Annotated in this window: 18 protein-coding genes; 4 read left to right on the top strand and 14 right to left on the bottom strand. The window is 52.6% G+C overall.

Annotated elements, in window-relative coordinates:
• From ACT3RQ_RS12980 to ACT3RQ_RS12960, 5 genes are all read right to left on the bottom strand, one after another.
• On the bottom strand, nt 1–186 hold a 186-nt coding region (locus ACT3RQ_RS12980), incomplete at its 3' end, for a hypothetical protein (protein ID WP_444680607.1).
• A 10-nt stretch (nt 187–196) separates the two neighbouring features.
• A complete protein-coding gene (locus ACT3RQ_RS12975; RefSeq protein WP_444639525.1) occupies nt 197–2,002 on the bottom strand; it encodes an acyl-CoA dehydrogenase C-terminal domain-containing protein in 1,806 nt (601 codons plus the stop codon).
• A gap of 229 nt (nt 2,003–2,231) precedes the next feature.
• Nucleotides 2,232–2,999, bottom strand: coding sequence for an SDR family NAD(P)-dependent oxidoreductase (locus ACT3RQ_RS12970; RefSeq protein WP_444639524.1), 768 nt, complete (start codon nt 2,997–2,999; stop codon nt 2,232–2,234).
• A 20-nt stretch (nt 3,000–3,019) separates the two neighbouring features.
• The gene (locus tag ACT3RQ_RS12965) at nt 3,020–4,684 is read right to left on the bottom strand and encodes an AMP-binding protein (RefSeq protein ID WP_444639523.1); all 1,665 of its coding nucleotides are present in this window, start codon (nt 4,682–4,684) and stop codon (nt 3,020–3,022) included.
• A gap of 276 nt (nt 4,685–4,960) precedes the next feature.
• On the bottom strand, nt 4,961–5,533 hold the full coding sequence (locus tag ACT3RQ_RS12960) for a TetR/AcrR family transcriptional regulator (RefSeq protein WP_444639522.1): 573 nt from the start codon (nt 5,531–5,533) through the stop codon (nt 4,961–4,963).
• A gap of 117 nt (nt 5,534–5,650) precedes the next feature.
• Here ACT3RQ_RS12960 and ACT3RQ_RS12955 point away from each other — a divergent pair, with 117 nt between their 5' ends.
• The gene (locus tag ACT3RQ_RS12955) at nt 5,651–6,838 is read left to right on the top strand and encodes an acetyl-CoA C-acyltransferase (protein ID WP_444639521.1); all 1,188 of its coding nucleotides are present in this window, start codon (nt 5,651–5,653) and stop codon (nt 6,836–6,838) included.
• 75 nt (nt 6,839–6,913) lie between these two features.
• On the opposite strand, the gene pstB is transcribed toward ACT3RQ_RS12955, so the two are convergent.
• The 5 genes from pstB to ACT3RQ_RS12930 all read right to left on the bottom strand — a co-directional run bounded on the left by pstB (nt 6,914) and on the right by ACT3RQ_RS12930 (nt 12,983).
• A complete protein-coding gene (pstB, locus tag ACT3RQ_RS12950) occupies nt 6,914–7,717 on the bottom strand; it encodes a phosphate ABC transporter ATP-binding protein PstB (protein ID WP_172117307.1) in 804 nt (267 codons plus the stop codon).
• 36 nt (nt 7,718–7,753) lie between these two features.
• Nucleotides 7,754–9,112: a phosphate ABC transporter permease PstA gene (gene pstA, locus ACT3RQ_RS12945; RefSeq protein ID WP_444639520.1), complete on the bottom strand. Its 1,359-nt coding sequence runs from the start codon at nt 9,110–9,112 to the stop codon at nt 7,754–7,756.
• Nucleotides 9,113–9,118: 6 nt separating this feature from the next.
• Entirely contained in the window at nt 9,119–10,498 is a 1,380-nt protein-coding gene (gene pstC, locus ACT3RQ_RS12940; protein WP_444680606.1) for a phosphate ABC transporter permease subunit PstC, read from the bottom strand.
• A gap of 107 nt (nt 10,499–10,605) precedes the next feature.
• On the bottom strand, nt 10,606–11,616 hold the full coding sequence (locus ACT3RQ_RS12935) for a substrate-binding domain-containing protein (protein WP_172117052.1): 1,011 nt from the start codon (nt 11,614–11,616) through the stop codon (nt 10,606–10,608).
• 179 nt (nt 11,617–11,795) lie between these two features.
• Complete coding sequence (locus ACT3RQ_RS12930; RefSeq protein WP_444639518.1) at nt 11,796–12,983, bottom strand: multidrug effflux MFS transporter; 1,188 nt, start codon at nt 12,981–12,983, stop codon at nt 11,796–11,798.
• Nucleotides 12,984–13,288: 305 nt separating this feature from the next.
• On the opposite strand from ACT3RQ_RS12930, the gene ACT3RQ_RS12925 reads away from it, so the two are divergent.
• From ACT3RQ_RS12925 to tal, 3 genes are read left to right on the top strand one after another with little or no spacing between them, the layout of a single operon-like run.
• Nucleotides 13,289–13,477: a hypothetical protein gene (locus tag ACT3RQ_RS12925; RefSeq protein ID WP_444639517.1), complete on the top strand. Its 189-nt coding sequence runs from the start codon at nt 13,289–13,291 to the stop codon at nt 13,475–13,477.
• Nucleotides 13,478–13,516: 39 nt separating this feature from the next.
• The gene (locus tag ACT3RQ_RS12920) at nt 13,517–13,732 is read left to right on the top strand and encodes a hypothetical protein (RefSeq protein WP_444639516.1); all 216 of its coding nucleotides are present in this window, start codon (nt 13,517–13,519) and stop codon (nt 13,730–13,732) included.
• 26 nt (nt 13,733–13,758) lie between these two features.
• Nucleotides 13,759–14,697 carry a transaldolase gene (gene tal / locus ACT3RQ_RS12915; protein ID WP_444639515.1) on the top strand — a complete coding sequence of 313 codons (939 nt, stop codon included), beginning with the start codon at nt 13,759–13,761 and terminating at the stop codon, nt 14,695–14,697.
• A gap of 95 nt (nt 14,698–14,792) precedes the next feature.
• Here tal and ACT3RQ_RS12910 read toward each other — a convergent pair whose 3' ends face one another.
• The 4 genes from ACT3RQ_RS12910 to ACT3RQ_RS12895 are packed head-to-tail and all read right to left on the bottom strand — an operon-like array spanning nt 14,793 to nt 18,493.
• Nucleotides 14,793–15,311 (bottom strand): STAS domain-containing protein, encoded by a 519-nt coding sequence (locus tag ACT3RQ_RS12910; protein WP_193057118.1) that lies wholly within the window; start codon nt 15,309–15,311, stop codon nt 14,793–14,795.
• Nucleotides 15,301–16,491, bottom strand: a complete 1,191-nt coding sequence (locus tag ACT3RQ_RS12905; protein WP_172117057.1) for a PP2C family protein-serine/threonine phosphatase — start codon at nt 16,489–16,491, stop codon at nt 15,301–15,303. The genes ACT3RQ_RS12910 and ACT3RQ_RS12905 overlap by 11 nt, the downstream gene beginning before the upstream one ends.
• Nucleotides 16,492–16,499: 8 nt before the next feature.
• The gene (locus ACT3RQ_RS12900; protein ID WP_193054899.1) at nt 16,500–17,324 is read right to left on the bottom strand and encodes an MlaA family lipoprotein; all 825 of its coding nucleotides are present in this window, start codon (nt 17,322–17,324) and stop codon (nt 16,500–16,502) included.
• A 47-nt stretch (nt 17,325–17,371) separates the two neighbouring features.
• Nucleotides 17,372–18,493 carry a beta-ketoacyl-ACP synthase III gene (locus ACT3RQ_RS12895; RefSeq protein ID WP_444639514.1) on the bottom strand — a complete coding sequence of 374 codons (1,122 nt, stop codon included), beginning with the start codon at nt 18,491–18,493 and terminating at the stop codon, nt 17,372–17,374.
• Between the last annotated feature and the right edge of the window lie 12 nt (nt 18,494–18,505).

Raw genomic sequence — 18,505 nt, 5'->3', positions numbered from 1 at the left:
GGCAGCGGATGCGTACTTTACGGATTCGCCGGACGTTTGGCAAGCACTATCTTTAAAAAGATCCAGCGCCCTATAAAAAAGCGGCAGGTCTGCTTGATGGATATGCTCCATAACAAGAGACTGCCGCAAACCACCGAACACAGTACTGATAAAAACGTTTGGCGAATAACCAAAGCGTGCCTGCACACACTACATGTTAGATCTCAAAGCCCAGACCAAAATCTTCGCTGGAGATAGCCATTAAGCTGCCAGCACCGGCCTGGATCATCTGCGCATGCGCTTTCGTACGCGGCAGTAGCCGCTGATAGTAGAATCGCGCAGTATTAAGCTTGGCGGCATAAAACGCCTTATCATCACCTTCAAGCGCAACAGATGCTTGTTTAGCCGCTCGCGCAAACAGATAAGCAAGCGCGACATAGCCGGAATACATCAGGTAGTCGACACTTGCCGCCCCAACTTCCTCACGATCCTGCATCGCCTTCATGCCGACCCCCATCGTCAGCTCACCCCACTCTGCGTTGAGCTTAGACAGCGGCGTAACAAACTCTTTAAGCGCAGGGTTATCAGCCTCGGCTTTACAGAATTTATGAATCTCTTTGGTAAAGACCTTGAGCGACTCCCCTTGGCTCATCAGCACTTTTCGCCCCAGCAGGTCGAGTGCCTGAATGCCGGTAGTACCTTCATAGAGCCGCGTAATACGTGCATCACGCACTAACTGCTCCATTCCCCACTCTTTAATAAAGCCGTGACCACCAAAAACTTGTACGCCTTCATTAGTACTCTCAAAACCAACTTCCGTTAAAAACGCTTTAACGATCGGCGTAAGCAGTCCCAGCAAGGTTTCAGCACGCTCTTTTTCTTCACCAGGCTGACCAAGCTCAACGGTGTCCAGCAACTGGGCGGCGTAAAGCACCAGCATGCGCCCACCTTCGGCAAACGCTTTTTGCGTTAGCAGCATCCGGCGCACATCCGGATGAACGATAATCGGGTCGGCAGGTTTTTCGGGCGCCTGCTTGCCTGACAAACCACGCATCTGTAGGCGGTCACGGGCGTAACTCAACGAATTTTGAAAACTGGCTTCAATGAGGCCAAGCCCTTGGATACCCACGCCAAGGCGCGCAGCATTCATCATGGTAAACATGCACGCCAGCCCTTTATTAGGCGCCCCAACCAGATAACCAGTGGCACCATCAAAGTTCATAACGCACGTCGCGTTACCATGAATGCCCATTTTATGCTCCAGGGAGCCGCAGGTTACCCCATTGCGCTCACCGGGATTGCCATCCGCATTAGGTAAAAACTTAGGCACGACAAAGAGTGAAATACCTTTTGACCCTTCTGGCGCATCAGGCAGTTTGGCGAGCACCAGATGGACAATGTTTTCGGCCAAGTCATGCTCACCAGCGGAGATAAATATCTTGGTGCCGGTAATGGTATAAGCCTCTCCAGCAGTTGGCACCGCGCGAGTCTTGATTAACCCAAGATCGGTACCACAGTGAGGCTCTGTTAAGCACATGGTGCCCGTCCAAACGCCTTCCACCAGCTTGGTAAGATACGTCGCTTTCTGCTCGTCGGTGCCATGATGGCGCAGCGCGTCAGCGGCACCATGTGAAAGCCCTGGATACATACCCCAGGCTAAATTGGTCGCGCAGATCATTTCCGAAAGCACCATAGCAAGCGAAGGCGGCAGCCCTTGCCCACCGTGCTCGGGGTCAGCCGCCAGACTTGGCCAACCGCCTTCTACGTACTGCTGGTACGCCTCCTTGAAGCCTTGAGGCGCTTTCACCTCACCGCCCTCTAGCACACAACCCTCTTCATCGCCGCTTTGATTAATTGGCAGGAGAACATCACGAGAAAAGCGCGCGCCCTCTTCCAGAATGGCGGCCACTACGTCGGGTGAAGCGTCATCACCTTCTGGCAATGCAGCGTAGTGAGCAGGATAATCAAGCATTTCGTCCATGACGAAACGCATATCACGCAGAGGGGCCTGATAACTTGGCATAGCACTTCTCCTAAACGGGGAGTTGAAAGCAGCGGTGGATTTCAAAAAACAGCTTTCAAACACATGTTTGAAAGCTAGCGCGCACCGCAAAGCGAGTCAAGCGAGCGTTTGAATTAAAGCCACATTAACGCTAGTCCTTTGGTCGAAGCATTGAGAATTGATCGGCTAAACGCAAAAAACTCGCCAGCCGAATTGCTGGCGAGTTGATGTCTAAGCAACGGATGCGCTTTCACTGCATCCGAATACCACCGTCCAACCGAATCACCTCACCATTAAGCATGGAATTAACAATAATATGCTCGGCTAGCTGGGCAAACTCCTCCGCTTTGCCTAATCGCTTGGGAAAAGGAACAGAGGCGGCAAGCGCTTGGGCGGCTTCATCAGGTATGTCGCCCATCATCGGTGTTTCAAACACTCCCGGCGCAATCGCCATGACACGAATAGCATGCCGTGAAAGCTCTCTAGCGGCAGGCAAACTCATCCCCACTACGCCTGCTTTAGAGGCGCTGTAAGCGCACTGCCCCACCTGGCCATCGAAGGCGGCTATAGATGCCGTGTTAATAATCACGCCACGCTCGCCATCCTGATTGGGCGTGTTTTTTGCCATGGTCGCCGCGGCCAAGCGCATGACGTTGAAGGTGCCTACCAGATTGATATGGATTGTTTTGGCATAGGCATCCAGGTCAGCCGGATTGCCCTCCCGATCCACTAGCTTGGCCACGCTAATCACGCCAGCACAGTGAATAACACCCGCGACCCCTTTTTCTTCGCTCAATTTGGCAGCGACCTCGAACGCCCGCTGCATCTGCTCTGAAGAGGTAATATCGGCCGTACAGGCTTTTGCGCGCTCTCCCAGTTGGGCAGCATGACGGCGAATACTGTCGCTTACATCACACAGCACCACCTTGGCGCCAGCAGCCACCAACCGCTCAGCCGTTGCTGCGCCCAACCCAGACGCCGCCCCGGTAATTAAAAACGTGCTCTCCTTTACCTGCATAATGGCTCTCCCTGGATTGATTAATTGTTATGGCCGGCTTGTTCAACCGCTTGCGCACGTAGCTTGAAGCGTTGGATCTTGCCGCTAGGCGTTTTAGGCAACTCCTCGACGAATTCAATGACCCGAGGGAACGCATGGGCAGATAGTCGTTCACGCACCTGCTGACGAATCGCCTCAGCCAGCTCATTGCTTGGCTCGTACCCTTCGCGAAGCACAATATAGGACTTGATCACCTCGCCGCGAATTTCATCAGGCTGCCCGACCGCCGCAGATTCCGCCACGGCAGGATGCATCATGACGCTATTCTCCACATCAGTAGGCCCTACCCGGTAGCCAGCGGTGGTAATAATGTCATCATCACGGCCTGCAAACTGGAACGAACCATCCTCATTACAGATCACTACATCGCCGGTCAGATAATAGCCTTTCATAAAGGGATTTTTCTCTTGCCACGTATACCCTTGGAAAAAATGCGCCGGTGAATGTTCAATATCCACGGCCAGTACGCCCGGCTCTCCCGCTGGCAACTCATTATACTCTGCATCCAGAATGGCCAGCCGATAGCCCGGCAAAGGTACGCCCATGCCACCTACATGCTTGGGGTGATCAAGGGTATGATGATTGTTGCAGGTCATGCCCGTTTCGGTTTGCCCGTAGTGGTCCATCACTGAACAGCCAAGCGATTTTTCGACCCAGTTGACCACTTCAGTATTTAACGGCTCGCCTGCCGAGCTGGCAGCGCGCAGCGATAACGTTTGATAGGCATCATCGAACAATCCTGACGCCTTCATTAAACGATAGGCCGTGGGGGCTGCCGCAAAATTGGTGATCCGGTGACGTTTCATAAAGTCAAGCGCCCCTTCGGCACTAAACCCGGCTTCGCAGAAATGCGTGGTCACACCTAACAGCAGCGGTCCGGTAATGGCGTAGTAAAGGCCATACGCCCACCCAGGGTCCGCCATATTCCAGAAGCAGTCATCATCACGCAGGTCAACGGCAAGTTCCATATACAGCGCAAAGGCGGTCATTGCCGAAAGCGGCACAGCCACACCCTTGGGCTTGCCCACGGTACCCGAGGTGAACATTTGCAAAAAAGGCTGGGTAGGATCAAGGCGAGGCGGCTGGGCCGTCATCGACGCGTGCGCCAAGGCAGCCTGCCAATCCAGATCATTTGGATGTTCGCGGCTCGCCCCTCCCACCGTCAGTATTGACGGGCACTGACTCAAGCCGTCAAATTTATCGCGGTTGGCGTGATCGGTGATCACCAGCTTGGTATCTGCCCGGCCCAAACGGTAACCCACTGCATCAGGCCCAAAGGCTGTAAATAGCGGCTGATATACGCCTCCTATCCGCCAAGTAGCAAGCACAGCTATCAGCAACGCCTCTGACCGAGGCAGCATGCAGGCAATGCGGTCTCCCTCTTTTAGGCCTTGCGCCACCAACCAACCCGCCAGTTTGCCACTCTGTTCGTCCAGCTCGGCATACGTCAGGGTGTGTGTTACCCCTTGGGTATCCTCATGAATCAGCGCCAGCACTTCTCCGCGCCCCGCTCGCACATGGCGTCCGCAGCACGCTTCAAAAGCATTGAGCTGGCCGTCCTGATGATCATCCAGACGGGCAACCATCTGGCCGATTGAGAAATGCTCAAGATAACCCGAATAATCGGGGAGTGATGTCGCTGTCATGATGGCTCTCTTATGTTGTTGGTAATGAGCAGTCTTGCAACAGGCGGGGTAACGTTTTAAGTCATGCGTGCATTGCTTTCAGTTTACGTTAACGGAACCCCACAGATAACCTCAACGCTAAAAGCAATCCGCAGGAAGCGCAAGCTATCTACCGCGTTAAAGGGTTATACGTTGGTCGAGGAAATACACAGACGAGTCGCTGGCAGCAAGTGCCTATTTACTACTGCTAGAAAAAAGCATTGAGGGCGTCTGGCTGGTTGCTTAAAAAAATAGCGCTTAGCGCGCCATGATCATCGCCACCAGCTCATCCGCAAGGTCATCTGGCGTACGTGGGCCGCCGGGGTCATACCAGCGCACGGTCCAGTTCAAAGCGCCCAATATAAATCGCGAAACCAGAAAGCGATCCCCACGGATAAGCTTCGCTTCCAATGCATCGTCTATAACCTGCACCCATAAGGCCTCATACGCATCGCGCAAATGGCTTAAGTGTGCGCTAGCGGCAGGGTCCAGGCGCCGCCATTCAAACAGGGCCACCACATGAGCATTGCGGTCGGTAAACAGCGTTTCCAGATGAGCACGTGCCATCGCGCGCAGCCGCTCTTCAGGGTCAGACGAGCAGCGCTCAATCGATTGACGAGCAATCATTAGCGCATTCTGCATTCCTTCCTCGATTACCGCAGCAAGGATTTCCTGTTTATCCTTGAAGTGATGAAACAGGCTGCCGGACTTGATACCCATTTCCTGCGCCAGCATACGTACAGTGGTACGATCAAAGCCCTCCTGGACAAAGAGCTGAGCCGCTAAACGCGTCAATTCCTTGCGGCGCACAGATGCATTTATTACATTCATTTCACTCACACTAGCGCTTGCTTGGTTATCCACGAGAAAACCACAGCCCCGCCAACGGGTCAACGCATCGCTTATCGCCCAGCAGAATAATCACAATAAATCCTAAGGAGTTAGCTAATGAATACTGCAACCGATATCGTATTTCTATCCGCTGCACGCACCCCCATGGGAGGCATGATGGGCAGCTTATCGAGCATGAGCGCCCCTGAACTGGGCGCGGTTGCTATTCGTGCAGCGGTTCAACGCGCGGGCATTGAGCCCGATGCCATTGATGAAGGCATTATGGGCTGCGTGCTTCCGGGGGGTGTCAAACAAGGCCCCGCTCGCCAAGCCATGCGTCAGGCCGGCATACCCGATGCGTGCGGCGCAATGACGATTAACAAGCTATGTGGTTCGGGCATGAAGGCCGCCATGCTCGCCCACGACGTGATTAAAGCGGGTAGCGGGAAAATTCTACTGGCGGGGGGCATGGAGTCCATGTCCAACGCCCCCTACGTGCTGACCAAAGCCCGCGGCGGTTATCGGTTAGGCCACGGCGAACTCAAAGACCACATGTTTTTGGATGGTCTTGAGGATGCTGAAACGGGCACATTAATGGGCGTTTTCGCTCAGGATATCGCTTCTCAACGAGGCTACACGCGGGAGCGTTTGGATGATTTTTCCATTGCCTCGCTCGAGCGCGCTATCGCTGCTTCCAACGGTGGGCAACTGGATGCTGAAATGGCGCCCGTCACCGTATCTACGCGCCAAGGCGACACGCTTATTGAACATGATGAACAACCGTTTCAAGCCAAACTCGACAAAATTCGCCACATGCGACCAGCCTTTTCTAAAGAGGGCACCATCACCGCAGCAAATGCCAGCTCTATCTCCGATGGCGCTTCAGCGCTTATCGTGGCAAGCGCCGATGCAGCCGAACGCCACGGCGTGAAGCCATTAGCCAGAATGCTGGGGCATGCAACCCACGCTCGCCACCCCAGCGAGTTTACGATTGCCCCGGTAGGCGCCATAGAAAGCCTGATGAAAAAGCTTGGCTGGAGCGTCGGCGACGTCGATTTATTTGAGATTAACGAAGCCTTTGCCGTGGTGACGCTAATGGCAATGGACGATCTTGGCTTACCTCACAGCAAGGTCAATATTTTTGGTGGCGCCTGCGCCCAAGGGCACCCTGTTGGCTCTACCGGTTCACGCATCATTGCCACGCTTATTCATGCCCTACGTACTCAAGGCGGCAAACGTGGCATTGCCAGCCTGTGTATTGGTGGCGGCGAGGCCACAGCGGTTGCTGTTGAGCTTATCGACTGACATAAACGACGCGGGGCCAACGCTTTGCAGCGTTAGCCCCGCGCTTTCCTATCACTCACGCCAGGAAGTTGTTGCTTATCCAAACCGCCCGGTAATGTAGTCGTGAGTACGCTGATCCTGAGGGTTAGTGAATATCTGATCAGTGCTATCCACTTCGACCAGGTCGCCCATATGGAAGAACGCAGTGCGGTCTGCCACTCGAGCGGCCTGCTGCATATTGTGAGTCACCATAACGATGGTATAGCTCTCACTTAGCTCATCAATCAGCTGCTCCACTTTGGCCGTGGCAATCGGGTCAAGTGCAGAGCACGGCTCATCCATCAAAATAACATCCGGACTTACCGCGACCGTCCGTGCAATACACAAACGCTGCTGCTGACCACCTGACAACCCGGTACCTGGCTGATCAAGACGGTCTTTTACCTCTTCCCAAAGCCCTGCGCGGCGCAGGCTGCTTTCTACAATATCGTCAAGCTCGGCCTTACGCCGAGCCAAGCCGTGCAAGCGCGGCCCATATGCAATATTTTCGTAGATGGATTTCGGGAAGGGATTCGGCTTTTGGAACACAATCCCCACCTGAGCGCGCAGCAATACTACATCACGGTTAGCCGCATAAATATCGTTTTGATCTAATGTAATTTTGCCTTCAACACGACAGATATCGATGGTGTCGTTCATGCGGTTTAAGCAGCGTAAAAATGTCGATTTACCGCAACCGGAAGGCCCAATAAAGGCCAGCACTTCGTTTTCGTAAATATCCAGGTCAATACCGTTAATTGCCTGAGAGTCACCGTAAAACACCTTAACGGCTTCGGCACTCATTTTGACCTTGTCTTTCGCCTTGCTGGTGCGGCTTTCACCGCCCCCGACGCTAACCATGGGAGTTGTTGTCATCGGCTCTGTTGAAGTATTCACTTACCACCTCGTCTCGAATTTTTTACGCAACCAAATCGCCAATGCATTCAAGCTTAACATTAGTCCCAGCAATACAATGATGGCCGCAGACGTGCGTGCTTCGAAGAAATTACGCAGCTCATTGCCTTGCCATAGATAAATCTGTACTGGCAGCGCGGTTGATTGATCCAACGGTGTTGCTGGCACACTCGCGACAAACGCGTTCATACCGATCAGAAGCAAGGGCGCTGTTTCCCCCAATGCTTGAGCAACACCCAAAATAGAGCCTGTCAAAATACCGGGAAGCGCCAAGGGCAATACGTGGTGAAATACCGTCTGCACTCGCGATGCCCCGATCCCCAACGCCGCTTGACGAATAGAGGGCGGAATGGAGCGTAACGATGCCCGCGTAGCGATAATAATGGTCGGTAACGTCATCAACGTAAGCACCAGCCCCCCTACCAGCGGCGCTGAAATAGGCAGTCTTAAATACCCAATAAAGATAGATGCGCCCAGCAAACCAAACACAATGGAAGGAACCGCTGCCAGGTTATTGATATTGATTTCAATTAGATCGGTTAAGCGATTCTTGGGCGCAAACTCTTCCAGATAAATAGCGCTTGATACCCCTAACGGCACAGACAGCGCGATGACGATGATCATCATAAACAGCGAACCCATAAAGGCACCGGCCAGGCCCGCTGATGCCAAAGAGCTGCGTGAGTCAGTATTTAAAAATAACGAGGTACTAAACGCGTTACGAATGACGCCAGACGCTTCAAGCTCGTCAGCCCAGGCGCGCGTTTGAGCACTTAGCTGTTGGCGTGCATCCGGCAAATCACGATCAATATTGCCTTTGATCCAGACATCCACGTTCGCACTCGCCAGCATCTTGAGTTCGACGGTTTGCCCCAACAGCGAAGGATCTTCAATAAACCGATCACGCAACGCGTAGCGCTCGCCAGAGGTGACAAGCGCACGCAGATCACGTAACTGCGGCCCCTCTACCTCTACCCCCAACGCCTCTTCCAGTGCGTTATCAATTAAGGATTGCCAATTGGCCAGCCCTGCTTGTGTTTCCCACTGTAAAAAACGCTCTTCAAACTCAAACTGGCTCTCGCCACTAGCGCGTTCAGGCTTGGGCTCAAGCTGGATAATCTCGGGGTCGAAATACACATCCATGTACATGGTGGCCTGCCAAAATGCCGGCACACCACGCATTAGTATGCTGATAAACAGGATGGCGACCAGCACCATACCGGTAATAACAGCGACAAGTCCCATCCGCCGAAAGCTGTTTTCTTTACGATGCCGTTTCGCCAGCGACTTTTCTATCGTCATCAGCCGGTGTTGCCGGCGCTGCTCAATCGTTATGGACATAGTCACTTACTCGTATTGCTGGCGATATTTACGCACGACAACCAGTGCGATGACGTTTAGGCCTAAGGTGATCACAAACAGGGTAAGACCGAGGGCAAACGCAACCAGTGACTGGGGGCTTGCAAAATCCATATCCCCGGTCAATTGGTTAACAATCGTTACGGTAATAGTCGATACCGCCTCGAAAGGGTTGGCATGCAGTACAGGGTTATTACCAGCGGCCAATACCACAATCATGGTTTCCCCAATCGCGCGGCTTGCTGCCAGCAAAAAAGCACCCACAATGCCGGGAAGCGCGGCGGGCAATACCACCTGTCGAATCGTTTCAGACTTGGTGGCGCCCAAACCTAATGCACCATCCCTCAGCGACTCAGGCACTTGGGTAATAATGTCGTCAGACAGCGAAGAGACAAAAGGAATGATCATGATCCCCATGACCAGGCCCGCTGTTATCGCGCTGGTTGTGCGAATATTAATGCCAATCAGATCACCAAAAGCGGAGAGAAAGGGGCCCACAACCATCAGCGCGAAAAAGCCATAAACAATGGTCGGGATACCCGCCAAAATCTCAATCACCGGCTTGGCCACATTGCGCAACCAGGGCGGTGCGTACTCTGCCATGTAGATTGCGGTCATTAACCCAACAGGAATCGCTACCAACAGTGCAATGCCACTGACCATTATGGTGCCCCAGAGGAGCGGCAATAAACCAAACTCCCCTTGGTCAGAGGTACCAGAGGTGCTAAATCGAGGGTTCCAGGTAGTGCCAAAAAAGAAGTCGACGGGACTAATAAAACTAAAGAACTTCATTGCCTCGCCCAGCATGGAGAGCACAATGCCAATCGTTGTAAATATAGCGACAGCCGAGCTTGCGGCTAGCGCAAACATAATAACCCGTTCAACTTGGTTACGGGCGCGCCACTGGGGCGTGATACGCCGCCGTGCAATGACCAGGCCCGCCACAGATAGCACGGCGACTAATGCCACCAGGCTAAAATTTTCAAACGTTTGAAGCCTTGCCATATGTGCCGCAGCGGCCCACTCTTCAGGACTACCACCACCCGCTACGCCACGTTCGTTTGCCAAGGCAGTTACACGATCCAGAAACGTTTGCATTTCACGGTCGCTCATACTGGCAACCATGTCAGTAGGCAACTGCTGAATAACCAGCATGTCGATTAACTGAGGGGCTAAAAATGACCATAACAAAAATATAGCGAGTGCAGGCAAGCCGCACCAAAGCGCCACAAGCGTACCGTAATAGCCCGGCCGCGAATGCATTCGTACATCTTGAGTTGCCGCAACCGCACGGCTGCGCGTCAAGCCTAAATGGTATGCCAAGGCCATCAACACCAACAGCGTGGCTATCAAGGCAAAGTTGCTCATTATCTTTCCGCCTTTGACTTGCTACGTTTAAGCGCCAGCATCAACTGCATGATGCTGGCGCAAAAACAAACTTAATAAAGTACACCGAATCTGAAGCAGTGCCGCACTTAGTCGACGCTTACGACCGTACGGGATTCGAACTGCTCAAGCACTTGGCTACGCTCGCTCTCATCCATCGGGATCAGACCAGCGTCTTCCAGCGGGCTGCCATAGCCAGAGGTCATTTCGTTCAGGAAGAACTCCGTGTATTCCGCCAGGCCAGGAATCACGTCAATGTGCTCGCCTTTCACGTAGAAGAACAGCGGACGAGAAACCGGATACTCACCAGAACCAATCGTTTCCAGGCTAGGCGTTACACCATCAACGGTCGCCACTTGCAAGCGGTCACGGTTTTGATCGTAGAAGCTAAGACCGAAGACACCTACTGCATCTTCCTGAGCATCCAGACGTGCCAGTGTTTCGGTGTAATCGCCGGCAATTTCAACGATACGGCCATCGCCACGCAGGTTGATGCAAGCATCGCCTTCTACTTCAGCAACAGTGTCACAACCCGGGTGAACGACTTTCTCTTCAAAGACTTCACGCGTACCGTGGTTGGAAGCCGGGATAACCAGTACGATTTCCTGGTCAGGCAGGTTGCTGTCGATTTCAGACCAGCGGGTGTAGGGGTTATCAACCAGTTCGCCGTTTTGCGGCAGTTGAGCAGCCGCCGCTTTGAAAACATGCTCAGGCGTTAGTGCAAACTCGCCACGATCAAGGCGCGAGGCAAATACAATGCCGTCGTAGCCGAATTGGATTTCAATAATTTCGTTAACACCGTTTTCGGCACAGCTCTCAACCTCACCGCTACGAATTGAGCGAGAAGCGTTAGCGATATCAATGGTGTTTTCACCAACGCCTTGGCAGAACTGACGAAGGCCGCCACTTGAACCACCAGAACCAACTACCGGCGTATTAAACTGAGAATACGTATTACCAAACTCTTCAGCCACGATACCTGCAAACGGCAGTACAGTAGAAGAGCCCGCAATTTGGATTGTGTCGCGAGCCATGGCAGCGCTTGAAACACCTACCGCTAGACCGGCTACTACTGCAACACTTAGCGTATGCTTTTTCACGTCGTGTTCCCCTCTGGTTTGATATCCGGCCAGCTGATGCTTACCGGAAGAGTTGGCCTTCTGGCCTTTCACAAAGGAGAGTTTGCACACGTATCATTGCAGAAATATGACAATCTCTAAATCGTTAAATACGCAAAACGTCGTATAGCAAAGGAGAACACTACGACAGGGTAAAACGACTAGCGACTCTGTTCTGAATTGGCGGTTAGCATCCGCACACCAATATTTCCAAGTAATGACGCCCCCAGCATGGTCAATACCATGGGCCACAGATGGGCGACTTCAAACGCCCCGACCAACACCCCGGCAAGCGCGCCACAGCTAAACTGGATGCCACCTAGCAACGCCGTTGCGGTCGCACTGATATGCCCAAAGTGATCCAGTAGTGACGAGATGGCATTCGGAGTGATCAAGCCAATCATGCCGGTAAATACCATCACCAGAGGCACGACGGTATATAGCGTGACCATATCCAACGCTGTAACGATCACCAAGCCCAAGCCCGCGACCATCTGGATCATTAACCCCAGGCGCAGGTTTTGTTGGGGTGTGCGTTGACGCAGCATATAAATATTAACGCGGTTGGAGAGCGCAATAACAACGACGTTAACCCCGAAAATCAGCGGATACATCCCCGGAGAGAGACCAAAATAATCAAGATAGACAAAGGGCGATGCTGTTACAAAGGCGAAAAGACCGGCAAAAGAGGCGGCCACTGCACAGATATACCCCATGCCTTCTTTATGCCGCAGCACGCTTACATAATTGCCGAGCACCTGACGAGGCGACGCTGCAGGCAGTGTCATATCACGGGTTTCGGGTAACCGAGTCCCCAGCAGCCAAAGCAAAAAACCGGCATATGCCGCAAGAAAAACAAAAATCAGCCACCAGCCTGCCACATGCAGCAGCATACTCCCCACCGCCGGTGCCACCAGGGGAGCCAACATCATGATCATGGCCATGGTCGACATCACTTTGGCAGCCTCTCGGCCGCTAAAGCAGTCGCGTACAATGGCGGCAGAGTTTACCACGCAGGCTCCGCCACCCAGCGCCTGGATAAATCGCCAAAACAAAAGCGAGTTGAGGCTATCAGCCGTGGTAATCATCAGGCTTGCCAGCATAAATACGACTAAACCACCCATGAGTACCGGCTTGCGTCCTATCCGGTCAGATAGCGGTCCAAAGACAAGTTGACCAATGGCAAAACCGAACAGGAACACACTAATCGAAAGCTCCGCGTGATGAATGCTGGCATTAACAGATTCCGCTAACACACCAATCGCAGGCAGATAGGCGTCAATCGCAAAAGGGGCAAGCGCTGTGTTGGCAGCAACCAACAAAGCAACCCGTCGTGGGTTAAGTTCCATAGGACTCCCTGAATTAATTAGCCACCATCAAGCACGGCAGCAATCGATAGGCTGCTAAATAGTAACGCGGTGATGAAAATTAAGCACCGCAGCCCCAAAAACTGAAACTGCTGAGCCCAGGATTCATAAGCCTTTTCCAAGACCAACTGATGGGAACACTATGAATTTTAGAGCGCTGAAGCACCTCACCCGACACTTCGAGACGCTATATAATATGCAGCGTGCTGCTCTCATTGAAACCGTTTCAGAGCTTCATAGTAATAGCCGCCATATTTTCGATAGCGCTCAACGCCTAGCGCTAGGCAATGAAGACCTTGCTATCCGAACACGCCCGCAAAACGCAATCCCACGAAACGACCGCAGCTAACCTGGATGAGCTGACAGAGAACGTTGCCACCATCGCTGGTTTTGCCGCCGATGCAACCCAGCTAACGTCTACGGCGGCGGCACAAACCCAAGACGGTAGCCAGATAATGAGCAGCACCGCACATTGAACATCTTAATTCAACACTACACGAACAGACCAGACCCAGGTGAATCGGGCCAATACCAAGCAGGTTGAAGCTACTGCTCAGGATGCAATGTCGCTTGAAGCCGCTGCAGAAAGGATGCGTGAACAAGCCGCACGCTTTAAAATCGGAGAGATATCCAGCGATGATTTTATTTGGCAAGCCTCTCCGCCAACACCTGACTTATCCAATACCCCCACATCGGATAATATTCAGCGAGCGCCTGCCTTGCTACAGTAAAGGACTAACGACGCAAGGAGTAATGAATGGCCACTAGCCTGCTAACACAGCTTAAAGAAATGACCTCGGTAGTCGCCGATACCGGCGACCTTGAAGCCATCCGACGTTTTGCGCCACAAGATGCAACGACGAACCCTTCGCTCATCCTACAAGCCGCTCAGCAAGAGCAGCGCCGCGCCCACTTGGCCGCTATTGCCAAGGAAAGCAAGGATATTGATGATGCGGTTGACCGCGTGGCTGTCGAGATTGGTAGTGAAATTAGTGAACTGGTGCCCGGCTACGTATCCACCGAAGTAAGTGCTCGGCTTTCATTTGACCGTGATGCCACTATTGCGCGCGCGCATTCATTGATTGAGCGGTACGCCCAAAAGGGCGTGGGTCCTGAGCGCATACTAATCAAGATGGCCTCCACTTGGGAGGGTATTCAGGCAGCGCAGCAGCTTGAGCGTGAAGGCATCCGTACCAACCTCACGCTGCTGTTTGGTTTTGCTCAGGCTCAAGCATGTGCCGATGCAGGCGTCACTTTGATTTCGCCGTTTGTCGGGCGCATCCTCGATTGGCATAAATCTCGTCAGCCTGAAGCCGATTTTAACGGTAACAATGACCCAGGCGTACAGTCTGTCAAACAGATTTACAGCTACTACAAGGGCCATAACTACCCCACCATCGTAATGGGCGCAAGCTTTCGTAATATCGGCGAGATTGTATCTCTGGCAGGCTGTGACCGTCTGACCATTTCGCCCAAGTTGCTTACCGAGTTGGATGAACAGCAGGGTGAACTAACTCGCCAGCTAACGCCGATGGGCGCGAGTAGCTCAGCGGACGAGCCATTAACGCAAAGCGATTTCCGCTGGGCCATGAATGAAGATGAAATGGCGTCTGATAAACTAGCGGAAGGTATTCGCAAATTTATGGCCGACCAGCGTGAGCTGGAAACATTGCTCGGCACACTGCGAAAGTCATAAGTTATTAAATTGCACCACGCTTAAACGACCCCCCCCACAAAAGTGGGGGGGTTGTCAGTCGTCGGAGCCTCCCTTTCTTTATCAGGGAGGCTTTTTTAATGGTGGGGTTCTGTATTCTGCGCTTCCAACATCTCAACCAACGGCTGGAACTGCTCGCGATTATGCTCATTCATGTGCATTAAAATACGATGCGCTTCAAGAATTCGCTCGCGCAGCCCATCTTCATCCGCAGGCTCTTCAGGCAGCTCAACAAGCGCATCGCTAAGCGCCGGCGGCTGTTGAAGCGGCGCCTCCATCAAGGTAAAAAAACGTGCAAAGCCCATAACATCGAGCATTTTACGAACATCAGGATTATCCGCAATGATAGTAGGCGGGTGGGCCAAACGCCCTTTTACAGCCATCGCCACCTTTGCAAGAAAACCCAATGCCGTTGAATCGACATTGGTCGCTTCACGCAAGTCAATCATTACCGCACGTAACCCAGGCGTTTCAGCCAGATGTTGTGCCTGGGTATCCAGCGTGGCACAAAGCGTTAACCGCACATCGCCACAGAGTTTTAAGACAAAAACACCGGAGTCGAACGCCGCTTTAATACGGCCTTCATCAATCAGCATGACCAAATCCGCTCACCATCATGATTGTTAGATCATCGGGTAAAGCACCGCGTTCCTGGTTCGCCTCACCCGTCTCCCCTGCTGCCAGCAGGACACTTGTTTTGGCTAGCCGTTCGCGCAACTGCTCAAGCGTGACACTTTCGCTTACTAATTGCTCAAGCTCCTTGAGCCGCGTGTCGAGCGTTTTACCCGGCAAGCATTCCAATACACCATCTGAACACAGCCATAATCGAAATTCGGCCGGCAAGGCACAGCTCAGCGAAGGATACTCTATATCGGGGAAAAGGCCTACTGGCATCCCCTCTCCTTCAAGCCGAGAGAGCTTACCGCCCGCAACCAAAAAAGGCATCGGCAGCTGTGCACCGAGCGAATAGTGAAGAGTATGAGAGTGATGGTCAATAACACCTACAAACAACGTTGCATGTTTACCGATATCGGTCCCCTGCAACTCTCGATTCATAGCGGCCAACCAGTCCGGCGCCAAGCACTCGGGCTTTTGGCCGTCCCACTCATTCAGCCAACGGTTGCATAAATACTTTAACAGCACGGTCACAAACGCCGAGGATGCGCCGTGCCCAGAAACGTCTGCAAAATAAAACGCACTGTAACGGTCGTTGTAACGCTGATAATCCAGAAAGTCGCCGGATAGATAAAGCGAGGGCGCAAACCAATAATCATAGTAAACGCCGTTCACCACTTTGGGGTGAGCAGGCAATAACCGACGCTGAATATGCCCCCCACTTTGCTGGTCCATGCGCAGCAGCGCCAGATGTGTCTCCAGACTCTCGTTTAATTCAGCGAGTCTTTCTCTATCACGGTCTCGCTCAATGGCTAACTCATTGAGCTCAATAGCCTTACGAATCATTCGTCGCAGCAGTTCAGCATGGCGTAGAGGATGAACGATATAGTCCACCAACCCTATGTCAATCGCCTTGATCAGGTCCGCATCCTGACGTGAGTCGCTTACCACCAACGTGGGTAAGCGACGCGTCAACTGCGACCACTGCTGCTGAGGCACCGAGTGCGCATGCGCAACAATCAAAGCGGTTTCTGCTGGAAGATAGTCGATATTATCTGCAGCATATACGCCCATACCATCACACGTGATGGCTTCTGCCAGCGCATCGCGCTCCGGACCGGGCGCGTCAATTACCGCAACCAGTTGCCTGGAATGATCCATATCAAGCCTCAATCGGCGAAATCGTCGTCACTAACATCGCTGTCGTCGAAATCACTGTCATTGAAATCGCTGTCGTTAAAGTCAAAATCATCCATTGCAAACGGGTCATCGCCTAACTCGCCGTCACTAATTTCAAACTGGCGGCTCTGCAAATAAGCGTCGCGCACAAAGCTGTAGCGATCACCACTAATCAAGTTTTCCCGATCAAGTAATGCGGCGCGTCGGTCAATAATATTGAGCGCGCTTAATACAAGCTCGGTGGTGTTATCATCCACGTAAACGATGGGGTAGGTCATGATATCAGCAGGCCGACCCGTAGCATCACGTAACGTACTGGGCCCCAAAAACGGCAAGACAAGGTAGCGTGAGTCATCCCACCCCCAGGCCGCCAGCGTTTGCCCGAAATCCTCGTCGCTTGCGTTAATCTCCATCAACGTCGCGTAATCAAGCAACCCACCGATACCCACCGTTGTGTTGATCAAAAAACGGGATGTTGCCAACCCAGCGTTCGCCGGTTTTCCTTGAAGAAGACTATTTATGGTCGTACGAATTTCGCCAAGGTTGGAGAAAAAGTTGCTGACACCGGTTTGTACAGGGCTCGGCGTAATCGTGCGATACCCTTGGGCTACCGGCTTCAACGTATACTGATCAACGACATCGTTAAAGGCAAAAACGCGGCGATTAAAGCCCTCCCACGGATCATCCGGATTCGCATCTTGAGCCATTTGCGTGCTGGCACAACCGCTAGCCGCCATGGTGATAAGCAGCACAGCTGGTAGGGCTGCGTTACGCAGTGAAAAAGTGGTGGCTTGCCTGGCTAACAACCGCAGCATGGTTATTCCTCTTCAAAAACTAACGTACTATCACTGACGTCGTACTGTTACTGACGTCGAACTACGACGCACCCTGCGCTGTAGCCTGCTCCAAAGGAGCAAATCACACCAATGTCGCCCTCCACCATATCCTCATGATGTAAATGAAAGGCAATAATGGAACCAGCGGAGCTTGTGTTTGCATAGCGGTCTAAAATGATGGGCGCTTGCGCCTCACTGGGCTCAAAACCCAATACCCTGCGAGCGATAAGATCGTTCATATGGCGGTTAGCCTGATGCAGCCACATTTTTTTGAGATCACTTCCCGATAGCTCCAACGAGGTCAAGTGATCTGTAATCAGCTGGGCTACCATGGGACATACTTCTTTGAAAACTCGCCGCCCTTCTTGCACAAAGAGCTTATCAATTGCTAACGGATCACTGTCCGTCACACGGTTTAAAAAGCCGGCATTATTGCGAATGGCATTGGAAAACTGGGTAACAAGCCGCGTACCTATAATTTCAAAGCGCTCATCGGCCACTGCATCGACACTATTTTCCAGGACCACAGCGGTGCAAGCATCGCCGAAAATAAAGTGGCTGTCACGGTCTCGAAAGTTTAAATGTGCCGAACAGATTTCCGGGTTCACTACCAGGGCGCGTTTAATACTGCCGGACGCAATAGCATTAGCGGCCGATTCAAGGGCGAACGTAGCAGAGCTGCAAGCCACGTTCATATCAAATCCATAACCCTTGGCACCCAGCATCTGCTGCACTTCTACCGCTAACGCAGGATAGGCACGCTCCATATTGGAGCAAGCCACAATCACCAGTTCGATGTCACCAGGTGCTACCTGGGCTTTTTCCAGCGCTTGGCGTGCGGCAGAGACGGCCATGTCACACTGAATAGAGGGCTCGTCATTTTGACGTAATGGCAGCCGAGGACACATCCGCTCAGGATCTAAAATACCTGAAGCATCCAATACGTAACGACTTTTAATACCAGAGGCTTTTTCGATGAACTCGCTGCTGGAGTGGGCTAGCGGCTCACGCTCACCCCGTGCAATCGCATCCGCATGACACGCATTTTCGTTATCCACCCACGTATTAAATGCAGCCACCAGCGCCGCATTATCAATGGCGTGTTCCGGTGTATAAAGCCCTGTCCCGGTTATCACCACGTTTGTCATGCCTATCTCCTC

The sequence above is a fragment of the Halomonas sp. AOP43-D1-4 genome, assembly GCF_052446175.1.
In the GTDB taxonomy this organism is placed as follows: domain Bacteria; phylum Pseudomonadota; class Gammaproteobacteria; order Pseudomonadales; family Halomonadaceae; genus Vreelandella; species Vreelandella citrativorans.
The sequence above is the reverse complement of the archived record's forward strand: the minus strand, read 5'-3'. Positions and strand labels throughout refer to the sequence as shown.

Coding starts and splice junctions, on each gene's coding strand:
- ACT3RQ_RS12930 (WP_444639518.1), bottom strand. CDS start 12,983: ATGGAACTTAACCCACGACGGGTTGCTTTGTTGGTTGCTGCCAACACA.
- ACT3RQ_RS12895 (WP_444639514.1), bottom strand. CDS start 18,493: ATGACAAACGTGGTGATAACCGGGACAGGGCTTTATACACCGGAACAC.
- ACT3RQ_RS12975 (WP_444639525.1), bottom strand. CDS start 2,002: ATGCCAAGTTATCAGGCCCCTCTGCGTGATATGCGTTTCGTCATGGAC.
- ACT3RQ_RS12910 (WP_193057118.1), bottom strand. CDS start 15,311: ATGCTGATTGATGAAGGCCGTATTAAAGCGGCGTTCGACTCCGGTGTT.
- pstB (WP_172117307.1), bottom strand. CDS start 7,717: ATGGTTAGCGTCGGGGGCGGTGAAAGCCGCACCAGCAAGGCGAAAGAC.
- ACT3RQ_RS12925 (WP_444639517.1), top strand. CDS start 13,289: ATGAAGACCTTGCTATCCGAACACGCCCGCAAAACGCAATCCCACGAA.
- ACT3RQ_RS12970 (WP_444639524.1), bottom strand. CDS start 2,999: ATGCAGGTAAAGGAGAGCACGTTTTTAATTACCGGGGCGGCGTCTGGG.
- ACT3RQ_RS12960 (WP_444639522.1), bottom strand. CDS start 5,533: ATGAATGTAATAAATGCATCTGTGCGCCGCAAGGAATTGACGCGTTTA.
- tal (WP_444639515.1), top strand. CDS start 13,759: ATGGCCACTAGCCTGCTAACACAGCTTAAAGAAATGACCTCGGTAGTC.
- ACT3RQ_RS12900 (WP_193054899.1), bottom strand. CDS start 17,324: ATGCTGCGGTTGTTAGCCAGGCAAGCCACCACTTTTTCACTGCGTAAC.
- pstA (WP_444639520.1), bottom strand. CDS start 9,112: ATGTCCATAACGATTGAGCAGCGCCGGCAACACCGGCTGATGACGATA.
- ACT3RQ_RS12955 (WP_444639521.1), top strand. CDS start 5,651: ATGAATACTGCAACCGATATCGTATTTCTATCCGCTGCACGCACCCCC.
- ACT3RQ_RS12905 (WP_172117057.1), bottom strand. CDS start 16,491: ATGGATCATTCCAGGCAACTGGTTGCGGTAATTGACGCGCCCGGTCCG.
- ACT3RQ_RS12965 (WP_444639523.1), bottom strand. CDS start 4,684: ATGACAGCGACATCACTCCCCGATTATTCGGGTTATCTTGAGCATTTC.
- pstC (WP_444680606.1), bottom strand. CDS start 10,498: ATGAGCAACTTTGCCTTGATAGCCACGCTGTTGGTGTTGATGGCCTTG.